Annotated in this window: 18 protein-coding genes; 12 read left to right on the top strand and 6 right to left on the bottom strand. The window is 66.8% G+C overall.

The annotated features are described in order from the left end of the window. Positions 1 to 6 precede the first annotated feature (6 nt). The 4 genes from F817_RS0105845 to F817_RS0105830 all read right to left on the bottom strand — a co-directional run bounded on the left by F817_RS0105845 (position 7) and on the right by F817_RS0105830 (position 5111). Complete coding sequence (locus F817_RS0105845; protein ID WP_024326771.1) at positions 7 to 1086, bottom strand: XrtA/PEP-CTERM system-associated ATPase; 1080 nt, start codon at positions 1084 to 1086, stop codon at positions 7 to 9. Positions 1087 to 1089: 3 nt separating this feature from the next. After that, entirely contained in the window at positions 1090 to 2604 is a 1515-nt protein-coding gene (locus tag F817_RS0105840) for a TIGR03016 family PEP-CTERM system-associated outer membrane protein (RefSeq protein WP_024326770.1), read from the bottom strand. Continuing rightward, complete coding sequence (locus F817_RS0105835; protein WP_024326769.1) at positions 2579 to 3475, bottom strand: XrtA-associated tyrosine autokinase; 897 nt, start codon at positions 3473 to 3475, stop codon at positions 2579 to 2581. The genes F817_RS0105840 and F817_RS0105835 overlap by 26 nt, the downstream gene beginning before the upstream one ends. 115 nt (positions 3476 to 3590) lie before the next feature. Then, positions 3591 to 5111 (bottom strand): XrtA system polysaccharide chain length determinant, encoded by a 1521-nt coding sequence (locus tag F817_RS0105830; RefSeq protein WP_024326768.1) that lies wholly within the window; start codon positions 5109 to 5111, stop codon positions 3591 to 3593. Positions 5112 to 5473: 362 nt separating this feature from the next. Here F817_RS0105830 and F817_RS0105825 point away from each other — a divergent pair, with 362 nt between their 5' ends. From F817_RS0105825 to ubiB, 12 genes are all read left to right on the top strand, one after another. Then, the gene (locus F817_RS0105825) at positions 5474 to 6046 is read left to right on the top strand and encodes a PilZ domain-containing protein (protein WP_024326767.1); all 573 of its coding nucleotides are present in this window, start codon (positions 5474 to 5476) and stop codon (positions 6044 to 6046) included. Between the two features lie 128 nt (positions 6047 to 6174). Further along, the gene (locus tag F817_RS0105820; RefSeq protein ID WP_024326766.1) at positions 6175 to 6891 is read left to right on the top strand and encodes an acyl-homoserine-lactone synthase; all 717 of its coding nucleotides are present in this window, start codon (positions 6175 to 6177) and stop codon (positions 6889 to 6891) included. A gap of 2 nt (positions 6892 to 6893) precedes the next feature. Next, positions 6894 to 7769 carry a PEP-CTERM/exosortase system-associated acyltransferase gene (locus tag F817_RS0105815; protein WP_024326765.1) on the top strand — a complete coding sequence of 292 codons (876 nt, stop codon included), beginning with the start codon at positions 6894 to 6896 and terminating at the stop codon, positions 7767 to 7769. Next, on the top strand, positions 7766 to 8668 hold the full coding sequence (locus tag F817_RS0105810; protein WP_024326764.1) for a ThiF family adenylyltransferase: 903 nt from the start codon (positions 7766 to 7768) through the stop codon (positions 8666 to 8668). Before F817_RS0105815 ends, F817_RS0105810 begins: the two co-directional genes overlap by 4 nt. A gap of 4 nt (positions 8669 to 8672) precedes the next feature. After that, positions 8673 to 9488 (top strand): outer membrane lipoprotein-sorting protein, encoded by an 816-nt coding sequence (locus tag F817_RS0105805; protein WP_024326763.1) that lies wholly within the window; start codon positions 8673 to 8675, stop codon positions 9486 to 9488. Further along, positions 9466 to 11286 (top strand): LysM peptidoglycan-binding domain-containing protein, encoded by a 1821-nt coding sequence (locus F817_RS0105800; protein WP_024326762.1) that lies wholly within the window; start codon positions 9466 to 9468, stop codon positions 11284 to 11286. The genes F817_RS0105805 and F817_RS0105800 overlap by 23 nt, the downstream gene beginning before the upstream one ends. After that, positions 11286 to 13544 (top strand): RND family transporter, encoded by a 2259-nt coding sequence (locus F817_RS0105795; protein WP_024326761.1) that lies wholly within the window; start codon positions 11286 to 11288, stop codon positions 13542 to 13544. The genes F817_RS0105800 and F817_RS0105795 overlap by 1 nt, the downstream gene beginning before the upstream one ends. A gap of 479 nt (positions 13545 to 14023) precedes the next feature. Next, entirely contained in the window at positions 14024 to 14998 is a 975-nt protein-coding gene (locus F817_RS0105790; RefSeq protein ID WP_024326760.1) for a PEP-CTERM sorting domain-containing protein, read from the top strand. Between the two features lie 497 nt (positions 14999 to 15495). Beyond that, positions 15496 to 15861, top strand: coding sequence for a gamma-butyrobetaine hydroxylase-like domain-containing protein (locus F817_RS0105785; RefSeq protein WP_024326759.1), 366 nt, complete (start codon positions 15496 to 15498; stop codon positions 15859 to 15861). A gap of 13 nt (positions 15862 to 15874) precedes the next feature. Further along, positions 15875 to 16627, top strand: a complete 753-nt coding sequence (ubiE, locus tag F817_RS0105780; protein ID WP_024326758.1) for a bifunctional demethylmenaquinone methyltransferase/2-methoxy-6-polyprenyl-1,4-benzoquinol methylase UbiE — start codon at positions 15875 to 15877, stop codon at positions 16625 to 16627. Between the two features lie 4 nt (positions 16628 to 16631). After that, positions 16632 to 17252 (top strand): SCP2 domain-containing protein, encoded by a 621-nt coding sequence (locus F817_RS0105775; RefSeq protein WP_024326757.1) that lies wholly within the window; start codon positions 16632 to 16634, stop codon positions 17250 to 17252. Further along, positions 17252 to 18940, top strand: coding sequence for a ubiquinone biosynthesis regulatory protein kinase UbiB (gene ubiB, locus F817_RS0105770; RefSeq protein ID WP_024326756.1), 1689 nt, complete (start codon positions 17252 to 17254; stop codon positions 18938 to 18940). The genes F817_RS0105775 and ubiB overlap by 1 nt, the downstream gene beginning before the upstream one ends. Before the next feature lie 64 nt (positions 18941 to 19004). Here the strand turns inward: ubiB and odhB are convergent, their stop codons facing one another. Both odhB and F817_RS0105760 read right to left on the bottom strand, forming a co-directional pair. Next, positions 19005 to 20330, bottom strand: coding sequence for a 2-oxoglutarate dehydrogenase complex dihydrolipoyllysine-residue succinyltransferase (gene odhB, locus F817_RS0105765; protein WP_024326755.1), 1326 nt, complete (start codon positions 20328 to 20330; stop codon positions 19005 to 19007). A gap of 35 nt (positions 20331 to 20365) precedes the next feature. Further along, entirely contained in the window at positions 20366 to 23176 is a 2811-nt protein-coding gene (locus tag F817_RS0105760) for a 2-oxoglutarate dehydrogenase E1 component (RefSeq protein ID WP_024326754.1), read from the bottom strand. Positions 23177 to 23193: the final 17 nt, after the last annotated feature.

Raw genomic sequence — 23193 nt, 5'->3', positions numbered from 1 at the left:
CGGCCGCTACGACTGCGCGGCACTGGAAACCGGCGCCAGCGACGCCGTTTCGTAGCCCTCGTCGCGCACGATCTTCAGCACCTCCTGGGTCGCCCGGAAGTTGACCAGGAGATTGCGCTCGATCCGCTGCAGGCGTTCCTCCAGTGCCTCGATATCCTGCTCGATCCGCAGCATGGAGACCTGACTGGCCACCAGGCGGTCATCCAGACCACCCGCGTCCGCCCCGTCTGCGGGGCGTACCGAGGCAGACGGCCCCTCATCCAGCAGGACCCCTTCCAGATCTTCCTCGATCTCGTCGATCACCTGCTGCGCCCGCGCGGCATCCAGGTCGGTACATTCCTCCAGGTACCCCATCAGCAGCAGGCGGTCACAGAAGGTGTTTACCTTGCGCGGGATGCCGCTGGTGTAGTCGTGGATGCGTGCCCAGATGTCGTCGTCGAAATGCGGCCGCTCGTTCCAGCCGACTCGGGCGAGCCGGTGCTCGACGTAGGCCCGGGTATCGTCTTCGTCCATCGGCCCCAGGTGGTAGGTCGCGATCACCCGCTGGCGCAGCTGCTGCATGTCCTCGCTCCGCAGCAGGCGCCGGAATTCCGGCTGCCCGAGCAGGAAGCTCTGCAGCAGCGGCCCGTCCTCGCCCTGGAAATTGGACAGCATGCGCAGCTCCTCGACGGCATCGGGGCCCAGGTTCTGCGCCTCGTCGACCACCAGCAGCGCGCGCTGGCCCCGGGCTCGCGTGTCGTGCAGGAAGGTCTCCAGACGGCGCAGCTGGCCGGCCTTGTGACTGGGGGCATCGTCCAGTCCGAACGCGAGACAGACCGAACGCAGCAAGTCTTCCGCATCCAGCTGGGTGCTGACCAGCTGCGCCGCCACCAGCGGCTTGTCACTCAGGGTCTCGAACAGGCTGCGCACCAGGGTCGTCTTGCCGGCCCCGACCTCGCCGGTAATAACGATGAAGCCTTCCTCCAGCTGCACGCCGTATTCGAGATACGCCATTGCCCGACTATGGCCCTTGCTGGCATAGAAAAAGCGCGGGTCGGGGCTCAGGGCGAAGGGCCGACCGGTGAAACCGTAGAATTCCTCGTACATGCCTCAGAACTCCTTGGTCAGCGTGCCGATGATCGCGTTCTCGCGATACTCGTTGTCCGCGCTGTTCGACTCCCGGCGCTGGTGCCGGACGGCCAGGCTCGCGGTGGTATCCGGGGTCAGCTGTCGGCTGACACTGGCTCGCAGGTACCAGAGGTCGTCCTCGCGATCGCTGTCGTCGAAATCGGTCCGGATGACGCCGGTGCTCACCAGGGACGTCGTGCGCGGCCCGTACCGCCATTGCCAGAAGGCATTGGCCGCGCGCTGGGTCCGGTTGTCCTCGAACAGTCCGACATTGGTCTGGGTCTCGGACTCACGCTCGGTCTGCACCAGATTGACTCCGAATACACTGCGGCCGGTGTCATAGCTCCAGCCCGCACGCCAGCTACGGGTAAAGAAGAAGCCTTCAACGAAGGCCTCGTCGCCCAGCTGCGGATTGAGGGCAAACAGGAAGATCTCCTCCAGGGTGTAGTTCTCCAGCAACTCGTCGATGGTCATGAACTGCGCATCCTCCGCCAGCTGGGCAAAGGGACCCTGACGGCGCTGCCGGGTCGAACTCACCCCTTCGTCGTAGCTGAGGCGATAGGTCGCGCGGCGACTGCGATGACTCACGGACAGCGCGCGGTTCTTGCCGAAATAGCGCTCGCCGTAACGCGCCTCGATGTTGGTCACCCGGGTCGGGGCCCAGCCCGCACCGACCTGCCAGAAACTCCCGTCGTTTTCCTCGCGCGTCGTCTCGAAATTATTGAAGTCCTCGCCCACCACGCCGAACAGACGCAGGGATCGGCCGAAACGATAGCCAAGTGTCCCGCTGACCTGTCCGAACTCACCCTCCAGGCCTTCCTCGAAACGTTCCTTGTCGTAGGAGGCAGCGACCTGCCAGAACGGGCGGTTGAAAGCGGTCCCGCTGTTGAGCACGTATTCGCCCCGGTGATAGTCGCTGTCCTGGATATTGCTTCGGTGGTTCAGGGTCTCGCCATAGGTGTAGCGGACCTCCTGTGTGGCAAAACTGCCGTAGCGGGTCCGCAACATCGGCGAGACGCTGTAGGTCGTGGTCTCCCGCAGGTTATCGCGCGGGGTACTGCCACCAATGCCCACCGGGTCGAGAATCGACGCCACCTGCTCGGTGCGCGAGGCCCCGGCATCGACAAAAAAGGTGTCGTCCACCAATTCCCAGTTGGTGCGCCCGCGCAGGATGTGCGTCGTGCGGCCCTCGAACGGGTCGTCGGCATTAAAGCGCGAGTTCATGCGGTAATCGATGCGGGTGTCGCTGCGCGCACCATCCCCTTGCAGGGTAAACCCGGGGCTGGTGGTGACGATCAGGTCCGCTTTCTCCTGGCCTCGCGGGGCCAGGCGGACGTTGTCGGTCACCTCGGCCGACACCGTGACCCGCGGGGTGAACGTCCAGTCGACGGCCAGCGCACCACCGGGAGCCAGCAGCGCGATCCCGGCCGTACCGAGCAGCCATCGGCGGGCTGCCCCCTGGCGCCGGCCACTAGCGGGCCGGGGCGCCGGGCCCATGCTCACGCTCGCTGCCATAATAGCTGCCGCCATAGTATTGCCCCCCGAGGCCGAGACCGGGCGTCGCGCGGTTGAGGGAGGTCAGCACCACACCGCAGGAATCCAGCTGGTGCATGGCTCGTTCGACCGTGCTGGCCGGCGTGCGATCGGCCTCCACCACCATCACGACCTGTCCCATATGGGTCGCCAGCACCCCCGGCTCGCTGGTGGCGAGCAGCGGCGGGGAGTCGAACAGGATGATCCGGTCTTCGTACCGGTCATGGAGGTCGTCGATCAGATCGCGCATCACGTCGCTCGCCAGGATCTCGGTCGAGCGCCCATGCGGGCGACCAGCGGGCAACACCGTCAGGTTCTCCACACTGGTGCGCAGCAGGACATCGGGGATCTCGACATCCGGTTCACTGAGCACATCCATCAGCCCGAGGTCGGCCTGGAAGCCGAGGGCATAGGGTATGGACGGTCGCGCCACATCGGCGTCCACCAGCAATACCGTGCGTTCCAGCTCCATCGCCATGCTCAGGGCCAGGTTCACGCTCGTGAAGGTCTTGCCCTCGCCCGGCAGGGCGCTGGTGATCATGATCAGCCGGCCCTTCGGCACGCGCATCGCGGCATGTCGTCCGAACGCATTGTTCAGCAGCGGGCGCTTCATCATGCGGAACTCTTCCGCCACGCTGGAGCGCTGATCACCCGGTACGATGAGCCCCTGCTTGCGCAGCCATGCGAAGTCGATGTTGACCGCCTGCGACACCGGCTCTTGCCATGGTTGGTGCTGGTCCGGGGCGGCTTCGTGAACGGCTGCCGGTTCCGTCGCTGCTTCGGGGGCCGGTTGGCGCGCCCGGTTCTTGTCCAGTGCCTTCTCGATAATGCTCATTGCGCTGTAAGCCCCCTGCCGGCCACCGGCTTCTTCGAGCCGGCCCGTTGCCTGAAAGATAGTCGGCGCGTCCCCGGATTGCCGGAGCACGCCGCCGCGAAGGCCACGGGGCCCGTCATCGGAGCACGCCCATGAGCTCGTCCAGAAGGAATTCCGAGCCCGTCGCGTAGAGCACCATGACCACGACATAAACCAGTACCAGCGTACCCAGGGCGGCGGAGAACACCGCCAGCTCGGACAGGCGGCGATGGCGGGTCATCGGCGTGCGCACCCGCGAGACGCTGCCCAGGACCGGGCGACCGGTGACCGCCGCCAGCTGCTGGCTGCTGCTGATCGTCCGGCGCAACTGCGAGAGCAGGAACGCGAAACCGGTCCCTGCGCCGAGGCCAACCAGGAGCACCGCCGTGGCCAGCATCGGGCGATCCGGCGAGGCCGGGGCCGTCGGCTGACGCGGTGGTTCGAGCACGCGGAAGTCGACCGCGTCGGTCTGGCTTTCGACGGCCCCCGACATGACCGCCTGTTCCCGGCGATCCTGCAGCTGGCGATAGGAATTGCGCAGGACGTCATAATTGCGGGTCAGGGAGGTCAGCTCGGATTCCACCGCCGGCGCCCGATCGACATCGCCCTCGAGCCGTTCCACCCGGTCCTCGAATTCGGCGATGCGCGTGGTCAGCGACGCAATCTCGCTCTCGGTTTGGGAGATCGCATTCTGCAGCGTCTCGTTACCGCTGCCCGGGCGCCGGATGGCCTGCGGGTTCTGCGCCTCTTGTTCACGACGCGCCTCCAGCTCCTCCAGAATGCGCCGTGACGAGATCAGGTCCGGATGCTCGTCGGTGTAGCGCAGCCGCATCGAATCGATGCTTTGCTGCAGGTCGCTGATACGCCGGTCCAGCTCCGCGTTTTCGTAGCTCCCCGGCCCGGTACCGGCGCGCCGCATCAGGGATTGCAGCCGGCTCTGCGCTTCCCGCTGTTGCAGGCGTGCTTCCTGCAGCTGGTCACGGGTGCGTTCGAGACGCGAATAAAAATTTCCGTCACCGCTGAGGAAGCGCGCGTTGTCGCGCTTGAATTGCTCGATCTCGGCCTCCTTCTCCTGCAGTTGCCGCTCGTAGTTCTCGAGCTGGCGTTCGATGAAGGCCTGCGAGGTTGTGAGATCGAGACGCGAGTCCCCCATGCCACGCGCCATGAACAGGTCCACCGTCTCGCGGACGACCCGGTAGGCCACCTCCGGGTTGCTGTGGCGGAAACGCACGCTGTAGATGTTGTCGCGCTCGCCCCCTTCCAGGGCCAGGCGGGAACGCAGCAACGCCACCTGGGCATCCAGGCTGGAGTTGCCGGTCAGCACGTCGAGATCGCTCTCGCGGGCAATCTCCTCGAGGTTGTCGCGGCTAAGCAGGGTACGGGTGATCATGCGCAACCGCTGTTCGGTGTTCGGCCGCACCGTCATGCCGCGCAGCAGCGGATCCAGAACCGACTGGGTATTCACATAGACCCGGGCATCTGCCTGATAGGTATCCGGCAGGTTGTGGGCATAGGCCCAGCCGCCAAGACTGACCAGCCATGCAATGGGCAGAATCCACCAGCGCTTGCGCCAAGTGGACCGAATATGCTGCCAGAGCTCTTGAACGATCTTTTCCATGCAACCCAACTTCCCGCCGACCGCACCGGCGCCTGGTAGCGCCCGTGGGCCGGTCTGCAGCGAATACTGTCCCCCGGACGCGCCTGCATTTGCGCCGGGACCACCCGGCGTCGACATCACTCGTCGGCAGCACCGGGGTTTGGAGAATTCCAGGTTCATTGAAGTGGGTTTGCTCAGGACTGTCCACAAATGTCGGGATTGTTTACATCCCGCGAACTGACGCGCAGATCACGGCGCCGGAAGCGCGCCCGGGCGAAGCAATCCCGGTCCTTTCTGTGGACTGGAACAAGGTTTGCTAATGACTTCTCAGGGTAGAGTCTCAAGCCTGCAGGCGCACCTGCACCGACCATCAAGGATCACTGATGAGTCATGAAAAGTTGGCACTGGAACTCGCGGACTTCTGGTTCCCGGCGATCGCGAACGAGACCTGGGACGAGCGGCTCCGCATCCTCGACGAGGTCCACGGCCAGCTTTATCAGGACCTGGAAACCGCCGGGGAGTACGAACAGGTCTCCGCGAGCTTTGTCGCGGCACTGATCGACCGGCTGGGTTCGCCACCGGTCACGCACCCCGCGCAGGCACAGATCTATGCCGGCTCGGCGAAGGAACGGCACTGGGGTGCGGCCATGGCATGGCAGTTCGGCGAAGGGCAGGACGCCCACGGTGGTGCGCCCGCGCGCGAGGAGCGGCGTCGCTGGCCGCGCGAGATGGTCAACCTGCTCACGGAGATGTGGGTTCGGGGAGAGCCGGCTCGCTGCCGGCTGGTGGACCTCTCGCGATTTGGCGCACGGGTCATGCCCCTGCGCTACCAGCCACGGTTGCCCCCCGGCACGTCCATACGGGTCGTGATCCCGGGTGGCAGGGTACGCGACGGAGTCGTCGTATTTTCCAGCCCCCGGGGGGTCGGGCTGGAGTTTGCAAACGCTGCGGCCTGAAACGGGCGGCAACCCATCTCCGAACCATGAGAGCAGATACATGAATAACTGGATGGCCATTTCCACGACGGTCGCGAGCGCGACCCCGCAACCACCCGTCGCATCCGATCCCGGATGCGCCCTCTCGCGTGAATAGCGCCGGCCGGCTCCGCGCCTACCTCGCCCGTTCCGAGGCCGCTCGACGCATTCATTTCCGGCTGCGATACGAAGTGTACTGCCGTGAAACCGGATTCGAACCGGCCGAGCAGCACCCAGAGGGAATCGAGCGCGACGCCTTCGACGAGCATGCCGAACATTTCCTGGTCGGGCACGAGGGCCACCCGCCGGAAGCGCGCTGGGTCGGCACCATGCGCCTGATCCTGCCGGGCAAACGTCCCCTGCCAACCACGGCAAACTGTCGACTGTTCCCCGAGGTAGTGCCCGATCCCGATCGTCCGGCGGTGGAGGTTTCGCGCCTGATCGTGCGCGGGGCATCGCCCGAGGTGCTCTACCACTTGTGTCAGGCATCGCAGGAGTACGCACAGCGTCATGGGTACTCGCGCATGTTCTTTCTGGTGCGCCCGGCGCTCGCGCGCCTGCTGCGGGTTCACGGCCTGCCCGTCGATGTGTGTGGCGCCCCGCACCGGCATCGCGGCACGCGCATTCCCTGCCTGACACACACCGACGAAGCGGGCGCGGCCCTTCAGGCCTGGCGGCAGCGATTGCGGCTTCCGGCACCTTCGGAAGTTCCGCACTACACTGCATGGGAGGATCCCGGTCTGGGGCGCAGGCAACAGCATGCGGGGGCTGCCGACCCATTCGACCCGGTCCTGGGTACGGCGAAGGTTGCGGCAGGAGGAATTTAGTCGTGGAAAGCGACTCGGTGGTAAGCGCGTTCAAGCGGTACTTCGAGCTCTCCAAGCGGACCGGGCGAAACCTGGAGGACATCCAGCACCTTCGCTATCAGGTGTACTGCAGGGAATTCGGCTTCGAACGCGAGGAAGACTGTCCTGGCCACAAGGAGGTCGACGAGTACGACACCCAGGCCTGGCATTGCCTGCTGGAACACAAGCCCAGCAGGATGGCGGCCGGCTGCGTGCGGGTGGTGCATGTCGACACGGGGGACCCGATCGGACAGTTGCCGATGGAACGCCATTGCCACGACAGCTTTTTCGACAGTGCCTGGCGCCCCGACCGTCTGGAGCGCAACAGCATCTGCGAGGTATCCCGCCTTGCCGTGCACAGCATGTTTCGTCGGCGCAACGGCGAGGCCGCCACGCCGATCGGCGACATCGAGGCCCTGAAGCTTTCGCCGGACCAGATTCGCGTATTCCCGATCCTGGCGGTCAGCCTGTTCGTGGCCGCGACCCTGCTATGCGTGCACTACCGCAAGCAGCATGCCTTCGCCATGATGGAGCCAGCCCTTGCCCGGATCCTGCGTCACACCGGGCTGGAGTTCACCCAGATCGGCGAGGTCGTGCACTACCACGGCAAGCGCGCGGCGTTCTACATCGATTCCGGCGAGGCCCACGAAAGCATCCGGCGTTCGAGTGCTTTGAGTGAACTGTGTCGGCATGTGGAGGCCACCCTGCTGCGTGAGCCGCGGCCTCTCCTGACCTCCATGCCGATGAGGGTGGCCTGGCCACCCGGCGTCGCCATGCGGCCTGCGGGCTTGCGGGCAGGGCGGGCGCCCCTGCCGCAGCAGGCAGGACCCGAAAATGGACACCGCAGGTTGCTGAATTGAGTTCCGGGTTCAACTACCAGACGGCCTTTGCCCGCACGGTTGGCTGGGTCACCGCCGGCGAGCTACAGCGGCTGCGCGGGGCGCGGATCGCGATCGCCGGCCTCGGTGGCGTCGGCGGGGCCCACCTGCTGACCCTCGTTCGCCTTGGCGTGGGCCACTTCCGCATCGCTGATCCGGATATCTTCGAACTGCACAACATGAACCGCCAGGTCGGGGCGGCCCTGTCGCGCCTGGACCGGCCCAAGGTCGAGGTGCTGGAAGAGATGGCCCGGGACATCAACCCGGAGCTCGAGATCGACGCGTTCCCGCAGGGCATCAGTCCGGACAACCTCGATGCGTTCCTCGCCGGCGTGGATGTCTATGTCGATGGCCTCGACTTCTTCGCCTTCGACATCCGGCGCCAGGTGTTCGCGGCCTGCGCCGAGCGCGGCATCCCGGCCGTCACGGTGGCGCCCCTCGGTATGGGGGCGGCGCTCCTGAACTTCCGTCCCGGCGGGATGAGCTTCGATGCCTACTTCGACCTGCATGACGGCCTGGACGACGAGGAGCTGGCGCTTCGTTTCATGATTGGGCTGGCCCCCGCCATGCTGCAGATGGGCTACCTGGCCGACCCGACAGCCGTCGACCTGGCCGCGCGGCGCGGGCCCTCCACGCCCATGGCCTGCGACCTGTGCGCCGGCGTCATGGGAACCGAGGTGCTCAAGCTCTTGCTGGGCCGCGGGACGGTCACGTGGGCCCCGCGGGGCGTGCATTTCGATGCCTACCGCCAGCGCCTGGCGCGGACGTGGCGCCCGGGCGGCAACCGCAACCCGCTGCATCGCCTGCTGATCCGCATGGCCCGCAAGCGACTGCACGCCCAGCGCGCCCAACAGCGGGCCGCAAACCCGGGAGTACAATGACGCCATGATGACCCGGATCGCCATATTCGCCGGCACGGCCCTGCTGCTGTCGGCCGCCGCTCTCCCCACCGCGGCCCTGGCCGAGGAATCCGCGGCACGCGATCTGGCGCGCGCAGTGCACGAACGCCCGGACGGCGATGACGCCGTCACCCGCGGCATCATGACCCTCACCGGCGGCGGCCGCCGCGAGCGGGTACGCGAAAGCTACGAATACCGCCTGGAAGGCGACGAGCCCGGCGCCAGCCGCAACCTCATCCGCTTCACCTCGCCGCGCAACATCGCCGACACCGCCATCCTGATCCACAACCACCCCGGGGGTGACGTCGATCAGTGGTTGTATCTCCCCGCCATCCAGCGCGAGCGCCGCATCAGCAGCGAGAACCGGGGCGGCAGCTTCGTGCAGTCGGAACTCTATTTCGAGGATCTGGAAGACCGCGAACCACACAAGGACCACCATCGCATCCTGGGCGAGGAAACCTACGAAGGGGCGCCCGTCACTATCCTCGAAAGCATCCCCGTGGACTCCGGCAACTCCGTCTACAGCAAGCGCGTCAGCTGGATCCACAAGGAGACCCTGCTGCCGCTGCGAATTGACCTGTACGAAGGGGGGGACGAACCGTCCAAACGCCTGGAGGTCCAGCGGATCGAGGACATCCAGGGCTACTGGACAGTCACCCGCAGCGCCATGACCGATCTCGCCAGCGACCGCACCACCATCCTCGAGGTCGAGGACGTGACCTACAACAGCGGGCTGCCGAGCGAGTTGTTCACCATCCGCGGCCTGTCGGACCCGAGCCTTGCGCGCCCCTATCGCCCATAACGCCGACGGCCTCCGGGCTGGAGGGCACCCCGCCCTGGCCCTCGCCGCGTTGCTGGTGCTTGGCCCCCTGCCCCTGGCGGCCGCCCCTCCGGGACCCTATACGGTTCAGCCGGGCGACACCCTCTGGGACTTGGCCGAGCACCTGCGCCCGGACCAACACACCTCGATCCAGGAAACGGTCCGGCTTCTGTTCGAGCACAATCCGCACGCCTTCACCGGCGACGAACGCACCCTGCAGGTGGGCGCCGTCCTGTCGAGCCCGGATATCCCTGCCGGCCAGGCCAGGGCCGCCGACCCAGCGAACGCCGCACCACCGCGACCCCCCCAACCCACGGACTCGGCATCGGCATCGGCATCGGCATCGGCATCGGCATCGGCATCGGCATCGGCATCGGCATCGGCATCGGCATCGGCATCGGCATCGGCATCGGCATCGGCATCGGCTTCGGGTTCGGGGGCCCGCGTGGGGGCCCAGGACGACGGCGAAACACGGCGCGAATTTGTATTTGGTGAACGGCCGGACGAGGACACAGAGGCGGAAACCGAAACCGGCACCTCCGCCTGGGACCTGCGCGTCGACGAGGCGATGGTCGAACTCGGGGGTCTGGGCACGTCCGGGCGCCCCGTGGATTACGTGCAGCACGGGCGCGCTGTGGTCAGCGCCCGGCACAGCCTGAACGAGGACTGGGACCTGCGCCTGGGCGCCCGCCTGGACGTCCAGGCGCAACAGGGTGGCGACTATCCGCGCACGACGCGGGCCCGCGCCGACTACGACGAGAACTTCCTGCGTTACCGCGGCGACCGCACGCGCATCACGGTCGGCACCCAGCGCATCCTGTGGGGACGGGTGGACGAGATTCCACCCACCGACCGGCTCAGCACCAAGGATCTGACCCGCTTCGGGCTGGACCCCTACGGCGAACGCCGCCGCGCGAATCCCGCCATCCGCGCGGAATTCTTCGAGGGGCCCTGGCACGCCGACCTGGTGTTCCTGCCCATCTTCCGGCCGGCGGAGCTGCCCGATCGCGACAGCCTCTGGCACCCGGTGGACCGCAACCGCGGCCGCCTGCTGGGGCTGCCGCAGGACCCGGCACTCGCGCCCCTGATCGAACAGGCCACGCTCGACGACGATGTCTCCGGCAACGGCGGCGCCGGGGTGCGGCTGGGGCGCTCCGGGCGGGGCGCCGACTTTGCCGTGACCATCCAGCGCGCCCGGCACTCGCAGCCCTACTACCGCTTCGATGCCGATACCCGCCAGGCCATCCTGACCGGCCAGCCCGCCGGCGACCCGACGCTGGAGGCCGTGCACCCGCGCACCTGGGTGGTCGGCGGTGACACCGCCTTTGCCACCGGCGCCTGGACCTGGCGGGCCGAGGCCGCCTGGCTCAGCGATGTACCGGTCACCCGCGCGGACGATCTGCGCCAGACCACGGTGGAAGGCGTCGACTGGGTGATCGGTGCCGAGGGCTTCCCCGGTGACGGAGATTTCCGCATGACCACGCAACTGGCCGGCCAGCACCTCCTGAATGCCGGGGACATGCTGGATGCCCAGGAGAGCTACTTCCTGACCGGGGAACTGGAAAGCCCGTTTGCCGGCCACAACTGGCGCGCCCGCATGCGGTACTCGGTTGGCCTGAACCGGCGCGACATCTACCTGAACCCGGAACTCGCGTGGATTGCCCGCGAGCCCATGGAATTTTATATCGGCCTGCACTGGCTGGACGGTGCCGAGGGTACCGCCGGGGGCTTCTATCGCGATAACCGCATGCTGGTGACGGGCTGGCGGGGTCAGTTCTGATGCGCTGGCTCCGGGGGCATCCCCTGCTCGCGCTGGGGATCCTGGCCCTGCTGATCCTCCTGCCCGGCCCCGTCCTGCTGCAGGTCAATCTGGACAACGCCCCAGAATCCTATTTCCCCGAGGACGCCCCGGCCGTCACCTTCGATCGCGAACTGCGCGAACGCTTCCCCCAGGATCAGGTGCTGGTCGGCCTGTTCACCGGAAGCGATCTGTTCGAAGCGGACTTCCTGGAACGCATCGATATGCTGGCACGGGACATGGAGGCCGACCCCGCCGTCGAACGGGTGCTGGCGATCACTACTTTGGACCACATTCGCGCAACGGCGGACGGCTTCACGGTGGATCGTCTGGTCGACGGCCGGGCACTGGACGAACGCACCCCGGAACAATGGCGCGAGCGGGTGCTGCGCGATCGCTTCGCCCCCGGCCTGGTGGCCGGCACCGGAGGCGAGGCGCTGGCCGTGGTCGTGCGACCGCACGCCCTCGACAACAGCCTGCAACGCCTGCAGCTGGAACGCCTGCTGCGCGACCGAATCCGCGAAAACGAACTGGAAGACGAGCTGGCGGCCATCGCCGGACACATTGCCCTGGATGTCGCCCAGCTCCGGGCGATGATCAAGGACCTCGCCTTCCTGGTTCCGGGCACCATGACCGTGAGCCTCCTGCTCCTGTGGTGGCTGTTCCGGCGCCCGCTGGTGGTCGTGCTGTCCGCCGCCACCATCAGTGCGGTCACCGGCCCCGCGATCGCCCTGCTGATCCTGCTGGACCGCCCGTTCACGCTGATCTCCGCCATCCTGCCGCCGTTGCTGACGGCGCTCACGGTGGCAATGCTGATGCACTTCTTCAACGCCATGCTGCACGCCGCGCAACGCGGCCACCAGGGGCGCGCGCGCGTGGAAGCGGCGCTTGCCGCCGTGGCCCGGCCCACGTGGTTCATGGCGTTGACCACCGCGGCGGGGCTTGCCTCGCTGCAAGTCAGCAGCATCCGGCCGATCGAGACCTTTGGCCTGATCGGGGCCTTTGGCGTCCTCGTTGCCGCGGCGGTCGTGCTGCTGCTCCTGCCGGCGATCATGCTGCGCTGGGACCGCGGAGACTGGCTTGCGCCCCGGCGCGGGCTGCGCCTGCTCGACCGCGTGACCGCGCTGGCGGCACACCTGGCGATCCGCCGGGCCGGCTGGGTGCTGCTGGCCACGGCCATCCTGCTGGCCCTGGCGATCCCGCAGATCCGGCATGTCGAGGTCGAGACCGATCTCTACGCCTTCTTTGACGACAACCACTCGATTACCCAGGCCACCCGCGCGGTGGAGAGCGAACTCTCCGGGGTGATGGCACTGGAGGTGGTGTTCGACGGCCCGGACTGGGACAGCCTCCAGGACCCGGCGCGGCTGCAGGCGATCCAGCGCGTACAGCACTGGCTGGACCAGCGACCGGAGGTCGACTACAGCCTGTCCCTGCCGGATCTGGTCGCGGAAATGCACTGGGCCTTCAACGAGGAAGACCCGGACTACCGCCGGATCCCCGACGACCCGAACCTGGTCGCCCAGTACCTGTTCATCTACGACGGGCGCGACCTGTTCGATGCCGTAGACCGCGACTTCGAACGCAGCCGCATCCTGCTCAACCTGAACGCGCACGGAGCCCGCGCCATCAACGAACTGATGGACGACCTGCGGGTGTATCTGGAGGCCAACCCGCCGGCCGACCTCAAATGGGACATGGCCGGAATGGCACGGCTGTTTGCGGACCAGGAGCGCCTGCTGATTCAGGGCCAGCTCCACAGCCTGTATGCCGTGGCCGCGATGATCACGCTGCTGATGCTGCTGATGTGGCGCTCCGTTCCCCTGACCATCCTCAGCATGATCCCCAACCTGGCACCGGTGGCGATGATCTTTGCCCTGATGGGCCTGCTGGGCATCTGGCTGGACATGGCCACGGCCATGATTGCCAGTGTCGCCATCGGCATCGCCGTGGACGACACCATCCACATCCTGCACAACTATCGCCAGCGCCGCGGGCGTGGCAGCCCGGTTGCCTGGGCCCTCGCCCGGAGCTTCCGCCGCAGCGGTCGCGCGATTACCGCCACCACCATCGTGCTGGTGGCTCAGTTCCTGCTGCTGGCCCTGTCCGACTTCCAGCCCACGGCCGCCTTTGGCTGGCTGACCGCCTTCGGGCTGATCGCGGCCCTGCTGTTCGACCTGCTGGTCCTCCCGGCCCTGCTGGTCGCCGGCCACCGGCTCACGCGGTCGCGCCCGGCTTGACCCGGATCACGCCTCCCGGTCGCTCGTCGCCAGGGCGGGCGACGAGCGACCGCTGGCAACCCCTCGCGAAGCAAACCAGCACCCGGGTGGCGGACATCTCCGGGGCCTTGCAGGCGGTCTGTCGAGATGCTTTACAAGGAGAAAAACCCGCACAACAAACTGTTTAGCAAAGGATTCGAATCATCTCGTCGATTTCGGACGCCCTTAAGGCCACAAGCCGCCGCGACCCCCGTCGATCACCTTTACAGTTCGGCCCGCAAAACCCAGGCAAAACGCCCGACTGCAACGGACCTTCCGAACCGCCCCGCCGCGAGCCCCTTTTTTTTAATTCATATTCATGTAGTTACGGAATTCTCCGGATCGCCCCGAAAATTGGCACGCCACCTGCTTTGTATTCAACCGAGAGCAACAGACAAGGCCACCAGGCCAAGCCCCGGCGATGGTTGAATCGCTCTTATATTGAGCATCAGGAGAACCCCATGAACGCGAAAAAAGTACTTCTCGCTTCGCTCTGCGTCGGCATTTTCGCCGCAGGTGCGAGTACCGCGACAGCGGAGACGATCGACTTCGACATGAATCTCGACGCCACCGCGGACTACAGCGGCTCGGTCGAAAACGTCCGCCGGATCCAGTTCGACCTGAACACCCAGACCTTCCAGTACGTTCAGGACCCGAACAACCCGGTCCAGGTCGGTGATGTGTTCTATGACCGCGGGTACGGCGATGCATCGTCCTACCGGACCTCGCTCGGCGGCTCTGCGACCGAGACCGGGCCCGACTTCCTTGGACGCGACTACTCCATGGGAATGCTCTGGGACGAACTCCGCGGTGTAATTACGTCGGCGAATTACAACGATGCTGGAGATTGGATTGTCAACGCTGACTACACCTCGGTCGGTACCGACAACTTCCAGCTGTTCATGTCCGCTCCGAATACTGGCTTCGGCCAGGACTATGAAGCGGCGGCGGCGCATTACACCGCCGGCGAGCAAGTCATGGAGATGGCCCTGAAAAGCGGCGACAGCATCCTGGAGTTCGCCGGCGGCCCCGACGGGGACTTTGTTGAAGGGGCGTTCACATTCGAGTTCCAGGTGGTCGACGTACTGCCCGGCTTCTGGTTCACCCGCGACGGCATCGACTTCGCGGACCTGATCGAAGACGAGGACGGCGCCCCGACCTTCCAGGTCACGGCCTTTGCCAGCGCCGGCACCGTCCAGAACCCAGCTCCGCAAACCTTCTTCGGTGACGATGCCAACAACGTGTACGGCGACACCCAGGAAGGTCAGACCCTGTTCAGCGAAACCCAGTCCACCCACGATGGCAGCCTGCGCTTCGCAGTACCGGAACCGGGCACCCTGGCGCTGATGGGGCTGTCCCTGCTGATCCTGGCCGGCTTCATCGGGGTCGGTGGCATCCGCCGCCGCTCCGCCAACGCCTTCCGCCAGGCGGCATAACGACAACCAAGGCACCGCCTTGTTGGCCCATCCCCCCTGGGCCATCGAGTTAAGGGCTCCCCCTGGAGCCCTTTTTTTTGGTTCATCGAAAGGTACCGGGGAGGTGTTCGGCCGCTGAAGGGCATCGTAATCTCGCGCGGCGGGGCCAGATGGGCTTGATCTCTGGGCACCCGATCTAGAAGTCCACTGCCTTTAATATGGGTGCATACGGCCCTCGTATGAAAGGCAGCATTCAATAAAACTGGAATAACTCGGTGTCGGCGCAATTTGGTAACGGCCACAACGAAGGGGGCGGCAGCACGCTCCAAGCGACGTGCAGGCACATATCTCAGGAAGACTTGCGCGACAAACTTTAGCGAGCCGGCAGGCCTTCGGCGCGAGGGGAGATGCCACGCGGGCAGGCAGGGCTGGTATCCTCGCAGTCCATTGATGGCCGCCGTTTGGCGGTCCGCTGATTCGGTTCGGGCGGCGCCCGGACTGTGGATTCTGGAGGCCGCATGAGCAGTACGCACCGACCCACCGATATTCAGTTGCATCAGAAGTCACGCATCCTGGAGCTGACCTACTCCGATGGCTCGCATTTCGAGTTGCCCTGCGAGTTCTTGCGCGTGTATTCGCCCTCGGCCGAGGTGCGCGGGCACGGCAAGGGCCAGGAGGTGCTGCAGGTCGGCAAGGAAGACGTGAACATCACCGGGATCGAGCCGGTCGGCAACTATGCGGTGAAACTCGTGTTCTCCGACGGCCACGATACCGGCATCTATGACTGGGACTACCTGCACGAGCTCGGCACAGACCAGGAGCGACTGTGGCAGGATTACCTGGATCGGCTGAAAGAGGCCGGGCACGAGCGCAAGACGCACTGACAACGGCAGCTTGATGAAAGACGAATCCGGCAAGACCCACTTCGGCTACCAGACCGTCCCCGAGTCCGAAAAGGCCTCGCGCGTCGGCGAGGTATTCCACTCGGTCGCTTCGCGCTACGACGTGATGAACGACCTGATGTCGATGGGCGTCCATCGCATCTGGAAGCGCTACACGCTGGAGCGCACCGGCGTGCGCCCGGGTATGAAGATCCTGGACCTTGCCGGCGGCACTGGCGACCTGGCCGGCGCCTTTGCCCCGCGCGTCGGGCAGAAGGGGCAGATCGTGGTCTGCGACATCAATGCCTCGATGCTGGAGGCCGGACGCGACCGCATGCTGGACGAGGGCCATGTCGGCAACCTCGACTTCGTGCAGGCGGACGCCGAGCAGCTCCCGTACCCGGACGACTACTTCGACCGCGTGACCATCGCCTTCGGCCTGCGCAACGTGACCCGCAAGGAACGCGCGCTGGCCGAGATGCGCCGGGTGATCAAGCCGGGCGGGCGCGTGCTGGTGCTGGAGTTCTCGCAGCCGGTCGCGCCGCTGCGCCCGATCTACGATGTCTATTCGTTCAAGATGCTGCCGCTGATGGGCAAGCTGGTCGCGAATGACGCGGACAGCTACCGCTATCTGGCCGAATCCATCCGCATGCACCCGGATCAGGAAACCCTGGCCGGCATGATGCGCGACGCCGGACTGGAACGGGTCGAGTACGACAACCTGACCGGCGGCATCGTCGCCCTGCACCGCGGCACCAAACTCCAGTAACCCCATGGCCGAACCCTTCGCCCTGCCCAGCCCGTTCGCGGCCCTGATCGAGGCCACGCTGAACGAGCATCTGGCGAGCGCCCCGAAGGAGGACCGGGCGCGGCTGGCCGGGCGCGCGATCGCCATCGTGGTCGAGCCGCCGGGGCTGGCCTTCTCGTTGATCGGTGCCGCCGACCGGCTGCAGGTCGTGGGCGGCGAGGAGGAGCCGGTAGACGTGCAGCTGGCGGGCTCGCCGCTGTCGCTGGCCGCAGCCATGGCACGCGATGACCGCTCCGGGCTGACCATCAAAGGCGATGCGACCGTGCTCTCCGACCTGCAGCATGCGCTGCGCGACGCCGGTATCGACTGGGAGGGCCTGTTCGAGCGCTTTGCCGGCGCCGGAGCGGCCGGACCGCTGCGCCACCTGCTGGACCAGGCGCGCGACAGCCTGCGGCACCTGGGCCGGCGCTCCGCCGAGGACACGGCCGACTACCTGCGCGACGAGCTCGAATGGCTACCGGCCGGCGGTGCGTTCGAGGCCTTCGCCGAAGACGTCGCCACGCTGCGCGACGACGTCGCCCGGCTGGATGCGCGGCTGCGTCGTCTGGAGGCACCGGCCTCCGCACCTGACGACCGGCAGGCCTGATGCGCCGCGCGCTGTACCGGGGCCTGCGGCTGTGGACCATTGCGCGGGTCCTGGTGCGCTATCGCCTGGACGTCATCCTGTTCACGCTGAAGCCGCTGCGCCCGCTCAGCTTCCTGCTCTATCTCGCGCCCTGGAACTGGTTCCGCCGCACTGAAGGCACGCGCGGCGAGCGCATCCGCCGCGCGCTGGAGGATCTGGGCCCGATCTTCATCAAGTTCGGACAGATGCTCTCCACCCGGCGCGACCTGCTGCCGGACGACATCGCGATCGAGCTTGCGCGCCTGCAGGACCGGGTGCCGCCGTTCCCCAGTGACCAGGCGCGCGCCGTGATCGAGGCCGAGCTGGAACGCCCGATCGAGATCGCCTTCGCCGCCTTCGAGGACACGCCAATCGCCTCGGCCTCCATCGCCCAGGTGCACGCGGCCACGCTGCAGGACGGGCGCGAGGTGGTCGTGAAGGTGGTGCGCCCCGGCATCCTCAAGACCATCCGCGCGGACCTCGAGGTCATGCACCTGATCGCGGACCTGGCGGACCGCTACTGGTCCGAGGCCAAGCGCCTGCGCCCGCGCGAGGTGGTGGACGAATACGAAAAGACCATCACCGACGAACTGGACCTGATCCGCGAGGGCGCGAACGCCGCCGCGATCCACCGCAACTTCGAGGACAGCCACCTCCTCTACATCCCGGAGATCATCTGGGATTACACCCGCCGCAGCGTACTGGTGATGGAGCGCATCGGCGGCCTCCCGGTGGCCGATGTGGCCGCCCTGCGCGAACGCAACGTGGACCTCAAGCTGCTGGCCGAACGCGGCGTGGAGATCTTCTTCACCCAGGTGTTCCAGCACAACTTCTTCCACGCCGACATGCACCCGGGCAACATCTTCGTCGATGCCACCCACCCGGACGACCCGACCTACCTGGCGGTGGACTTCGGCATCGTCGGCTCGCTGCTGGACTCCGACCAGCGCTATCTGGCCGAGAACTTCCACGCCTTCTTCAATCGCGACTACCGGCGCGTGGCGGAGCTGCACGTGGAATCCGGCTGGGTCCCGAAGGACACCCGCGTCGACGAGTTCGAGGCGGCGATCCGCACTGTATGCGAGCCGATCTTCCAGCGTCCGCTGGACGAGATCTCCTTCGGCCAGGTCCTGCTGCGCCTGTTCCAGACCGCGCGGCGATTCAACATGGAGGTCCAGCCGCAGCTGGTGCTGCTGCAGAAGACCCTGCTGAACATCGAGGGCCTGGGCCGCCAGCTCTACCCGCAGCTGGACCTGTGGACCACCGCCAAGCCGTTCATCGAAAAATGGATGCACGAACGCATGGGTGTGCGCGCGTTCATCCGCAACGCACAACAACACTTGCCGCGCCTGCTGGCGCACCTGCCGGAACTGCCGATGCACCTGGAGAAGGCCCTGACCGTGGAAGAGCAGCGCGCCGAGCGCGACGCCGCGCTACGCCGCCAGATCCTCGAGCTGGAGAACGGGCTGAGGCGCCAGTCCCGCCGCCGCAACGAGGGGTGGGCAGGCGTGGCCCTGCTGGCCCTGGCCGGCCTGGCCACCCAGCTGGAGGTCACCGCCTGGCAGGGGCTCGCCTGGCCGGTCTGGCCGCTGGCCCTGATCGGCGCCGGCGTGCTGCTGTTCAGCCTGCGCCCCGGCCCCCGGCGCCGGGCCAGCGACGGAGAGGCCTGAGCCAGCGGTCACGTGGGATACGGCTTCGGATCGTCGCCCGACGCCACCACTTCACCCCACAGGGTCAGACGTCGAGCAGCAACCGCGCCGGGTCCTCGATTGCTTCCTTGATGGCGACCAGGAACTGCACCGCCTCGGCGCCGTCAACCAGGCGGTGGTCGTAGGACAGGGCGACGTACATCATCGGCCGGACGACGACCTCGCCGTCCACCGCGACCGGGCGTTCCTTGATCGCGTGCATGCCGAGGATCGCGCTCTGCGGCGGATTCAGGATCGGCGTGGAGAATAACGAACCGAACACGCCCCCGTTGGTAATGGTGAACGTGCCGCCGCGCAGCTCGTCGATGTCCAGCTTGCCGTCACGTGCGCGTTCGGCGTAGTCGCGGATGCGCCGCTCGATCTCGGCAATGGAGGCCTTTCCGGTATCGCGGAGGACCGGCACCACCAGCCCGCGCGAGGAGGACACCGCGATGCCGATGTCGCTGTAGTGGTGATAGACGATCTCTTCGCCATCCAGTGCGGCATTGACGACCGGGAAGCGCTCGAGCGCGCGGCTGGCCGCGGCCACGAACAGGCCCATGAAGCCGAGCTTGATGGAATGGCGTTTCTCGAAGGTTTCCTTGTAGCGGCTGCGCAGCGCCATGGCCGCGGACATGTCGATCTCGTTGAAGGTGGTCAGCATCGCGGTGGACTGCTTGGCCTCCAGCAGGCGCTCCGCGATGCGCGCGCGCAACCGCGTCATCGGGACGCGCTCGATGCGCTCGGCACGGTCGTGCGGCTCGGCCGGGACCGCCGCAGACCGGGCGGCCGCGCCGGAATCCTCCACCTTCGGGGTTGTGCCGGCGTCTGCTCGCTGGCCCCGAACGCGCTCCACGTCCTCGCGCTGGATACGTCCATCCTCGCCGGTCCCCTCGACATCCCCGGGACTGAGTCCCGCCTCCTGCAACAGGCGCCGCACGGATGGCGACGGTGGTGGCGCACTGGTGGCGTCACTCGCCGCTTCGGACTCGGCGGGTTGCGCTGCCGCGCCTTCCTCCTGGTCGTGAGCGGCCGGGGTGGACTCGGCTGGCGACGCCTGATCCGCGGACTTCGCCCGCGCCGGTTCGTCACCGGCCTCGTCTTCCGCATCCTCCGACGCGGCCTCGGCCGGCCCCAGATAGCCCAGCACGGCGTCGGCCTTGACCACGTCGCCCTCGCTGGCGGACAGCTCCACCAGGGTGCCCGCGCTGGGTGCGGAGACCTCGAGGACCACCTTGTCGGTCTCCAGCTCTGCGATCAGTTCGTCACGCTTGACGGTGTCGCCGGCCTTCTTGTGCAGGGCGATCACGGTCGCGTCGGCGACCGACTCGGGGAGTTCCGGGACCTGGATCGGGGTGCGATCGGATGCCATCTCGCTTCCTTGTGCTGTGCGTCAGTGTGGAATGTTCAGGGGGTCGGATGCGGGGTGTCGCGCGAGCTGATCGGCCCGAACGCGCGCTCGAGCAAGTCCTTCAGCTGCGCCTTGTGCACCTCGGGGTAGCCCACGGCGGGCGCGGCGGCCGGGGGCCGCGCGACCGCGTGCAGGGTCTGCCCGCGCACCGCCAGCAGCGGGTTGATGCGGGGGGCGACGAACTCCAGGTAGCCCTGGTTCTCCGGCTCGTCCTGCACCCAGACGAATTCGTGTGCCTCCGGGTAACGGCCCAGCAATTCGGTCAGGCGTTCCTCGGGGAAGGGATAGCACTGCTCCAGGCGCAGGATCGCCGTATCCGTGTGCTCGCCCTCGGCCTGGCGCGCGGCCAGGTCGTAGAAGATGCGCCCGCTGGTCATCAGCACACGCTGCACCTTGCCCGGGTCCTTGATGCGGTCATCGTCGATCACCGTCTGATACTGCCCCGTTGCCAGCGCATCGAGGTCGGAGACCGCGTCCTTGTGCCGCAAAAGGCTCTTCGGCGTCATCACGATCAGTGGCTTGCGATAGGGCCGCAGCATCTGCCGGCGCAGCAGGTGAAACATCTGCGCCGGCGTGGTCGGCACGCAGACCTGCATGTTCTCCTGCGCCGCCAGTTGCAGGAAGCGCTCCGGACGGGCCGAGGAGTGCTCCGGCCCCTGCCCCTCGTAGCCGTGGGGCAGCAACAGGGTCAGGCCGGACAGGCGCCCCCACTTCTGCTCGCCGGAGGAGATGAACTGGTCGATCACTACCTGGGCGCCGTTGACGAAGTCGCCGAACTGCGCCTCCCAAATCACCAGGGCCTCGGGCGCGGCAGTGGCATAGCCATACTCGAACGCCAGCACGCCCTCCTCGGACAGCAGCGAATCGATCACCAGAAAGCGCGGATGGTCCGGGTCCAGGCGCCGCAGCGGCACGATGGCGTTGCCGGTCTCCTGGTCGTGCAGCACGGCATGGCGATGGAAAAAGGTCCCGCGGCTGGAATCCTGCCCGGACAGACGGATGCGGTAGCCATCCTGGATCAGCGCGCCATAGGCCAGGGTCTCGGCCGCGCCCCAATCCAGCGGTTGCTCGCCACGCGCCATCGCCACACGGGCATCGAGAATCTTCTGCACGCGGTCGTTGGGGCGAAAGTCCTCGGGCGGCGTGGAGAGCTGCTCGAGGGTGCGCGCCAGGCGATCGACGGGGGCCCCGGTCTCCACGTCCTGATCCCAGGTCTGGTTCACGTAGGGGCCCCAGTTGGTGGAGGACCCGGCGTGCCCGTTGCGCTCGCGCAGCAGCGACAGCGCCACCGGCTGACCGGCATCCAGCCGGCCGCGATAGTCCTCCAGCGCCTGCTCCTGGGCATCCTCGGTGGTCAGACCATCCCGGATCAGGCGCGTGGCGTAGCGTTCGCGAGTGGTCGGCAATTCGCGGATACGGTGGTACATCCGCGGCTGGGTGGCGGCCGGCTCGTCCGCCTCGTTGTGGCCCTGGCGGCGGTAACAAACGAGGTCGATGACGACGTCCTTGCCGAAGCGCATGCGGTAGTCCAGCGCGATCTGGGTGACGAACACCACGGCCTCGGGGTCGTCGCCGTTCACGTGCAGGATGGGTGCATTCACCATTTTGGCGACATCGGTCGCGTAATGCGTCGATCGGGAATCCTTCAGGGTCGAAGTCGTAAACCCGATCTGGTTGTTCACCACCACGTGCACGGTCCCCTTGGTGGAGAACCCCCGGGTCTGGGACATGTTCAGGGTCTCCATGACCACGCCCTGCCCGGCGAAGGCGGCATCGCCATGGATCACCACTGGCATCACGCGGTTGCCCTTGCGATCCCCGATGCGCACCTGGCGCGCGCGCACCGAGCCCTCCACCACCGGGGTCACGATCTCCAGGTGCGAGGGATTGAAGGCCAGGGCCAGATGCACCCGACCGCCCGGTGTTTCAAGATCCGAGGAAAAACCCAGGTGGTACTTCACGTCCCCGGTCCCGCGGTCGTCGCGCGGTCGCCCCTCGAACTCGTTCGCCAGTTCCTCGGGCGATTTGCCGAACAGGTTGACCAGCACGTTCAGGCGCCCGCGATGGGCCATGCCCACCACGAGCTCCTGCAACCCGCGCGCGCCACCGCGCTGGACCAGGGCGTTCAGAAGCGGAATCAAGCTCTCCGCACCTTCCAGGGAAAAGCGCTTCTGACCGACGTAGCGCCGGTGCAGGTAGCGCTCCAGACCCTCCGCGGCGGTCAGACGCTCGAGGATCGCCAGGCGGGTGTCGTCATCGAAACCGAAGCGGCCATGTGCCGACTCCAGGCGTTCCTGCAGCCAGCGCTTTTCGTCCGTCGCCATCAGGTGCATGTATTCCGCGCCAATGCTGGCGCAGTAGGTCTCCTTCAGGACCCGCTCGATGGTGTCCAGCGAGACCCGCCCGTCGATGAACAGCGATCCCGGGTCAAAGGTGACATCCGGGCCGACCCCGTCCAGACCATGGTGTTCCCGGCTCAGCTCGCGCGGGGGGTCCGGCGATTCCCGCTCCAGTGGATCGAGGCGGGCGCCGAAGTGGCCGAGATAGCGGTAGGCATTGATGAACTGCAACACGCGGATCTGCAGCTGCTCGTGCTCGAGATCCGGACGATCGGTCGAACGCCGACGACGTTCCGGGCGCGCGACGCTCTCCAGCGAGCGAAAGTAGTCGGCCCAGGCCGGCGGGACCGAATCGGGGTCCTCGCGATAGTGCTCCAGCAGACCCTCGGCGAAGGCGAGGTTGTCCGGGTGCAGTTCCTGCCCGGATACGGGGCTGTCCAGCCGGTGCCGGGATGGCATCTCGTTCATTCGCGGTCTTCCCATTC

The organism is Thioalkalivibrio sp. AKL19 (assembly GCF_000420165.1).
In the GTDB taxonomy this organism is placed as follows: domain Bacteria; phylum Pseudomonadota; class Gammaproteobacteria; order Ectothiorhodospirales; family Ectothiorhodospiraceae; genus Thioalkalivibrio.
The sequence above is the reverse complement of the archived record's forward strand: the minus strand, read 5'-3'. Positions and strand labels throughout refer to the sequence as shown.

Coding starts and splice junctions, on each gene's coding strand:
- F817_RS0105845 (WP_024326771.1), bottom strand. CDS start 1,086: ATGTACGAGGAATTCTACGGTTTCACCGGTCGGCCCTTCGCCCTGAGC.
- F817_RS0105840 (WP_024326770.1), bottom strand. CDS start 2,604: ATGGGCCCGGCGCCCCGGCCCGCTAGTGGCCGGCGCCAGGGGGCAGCC.
- F817_RS0105835 (WP_024326769.1), bottom strand. CDS start 3,475: ATGAGCATTATCGAGAAGGCACTGGACAAGAACCGGGCGCGCCAACCG.
- F817_RS0105830 (WP_024326768.1), bottom strand. CDS start 5,111: ATGGAAAAGATCGTTCAAGAGCTCTGGCAGCATATTCGGTCCACTTGG.
- F817_RS0105825 (WP_024326767.1), top strand. CDS start 5,474: ATGAGTCATGAAAAGTTGGCACTGGAACTCGCGGACTTCTGGTTCCCG.
- F817_RS0105805 (WP_024326763.1), top strand. CDS start 8,673: ATGATGACCCGGATCGCCATATTCGCCGGCACGGCCCTGCTGCTGTCG.
- F817_RS0105795 (WP_024326761.1), top strand. CDS start 11,286: ATGCGCTGGCTCCGGGGGCATCCCCTGCTCGCGCTGGGGATCCTGGCC.
- F817_RS0105790 (WP_024326760.1), top strand. CDS start 14,024: ATGAACGCGAAAAAAGTACTTCTCGCTTCGCTCTGCGTCGGCATTTTC.
- F817_RS0105785 (WP_024326759.1), top strand. CDS start 15,496: ATGAGCAGTACGCACCGACCCACCGATATTCAGTTGCATCAGAAGTCA.
- ubiE (WP_024326758.1), top strand. CDS start 15,875: ATGAAAGACGAATCCGGCAAGACCCACTTCGGCTACCAGACCGTCCCC.
- F817_RS0105775 (WP_024326757.1), top strand. CDS start 16,632: ATGGCCGAACCCTTCGCCCTGCCCAGCCCGTTCGCGGCCCTGATCGAG.
- ubiB (WP_024326756.1), top strand. CDS start 17,252: ATGCGCCGCGCGCTGTACCGGGGCCTGCGGCTGTGGACCATTGCGCGG.
- odhB (WP_024326755.1), bottom strand. CDS start 20,330: ATGGCATCCGATCGCACCCCGATCCAGGTCCCGGAACTCCCCGAGTCG.
- F817_RS0105760 (WP_024326754.1), bottom strand. CDS start 23,176: ATGAACGAGATGCCATCCCGGCACCGGCTGGACAGCCCCGTATCCGGG.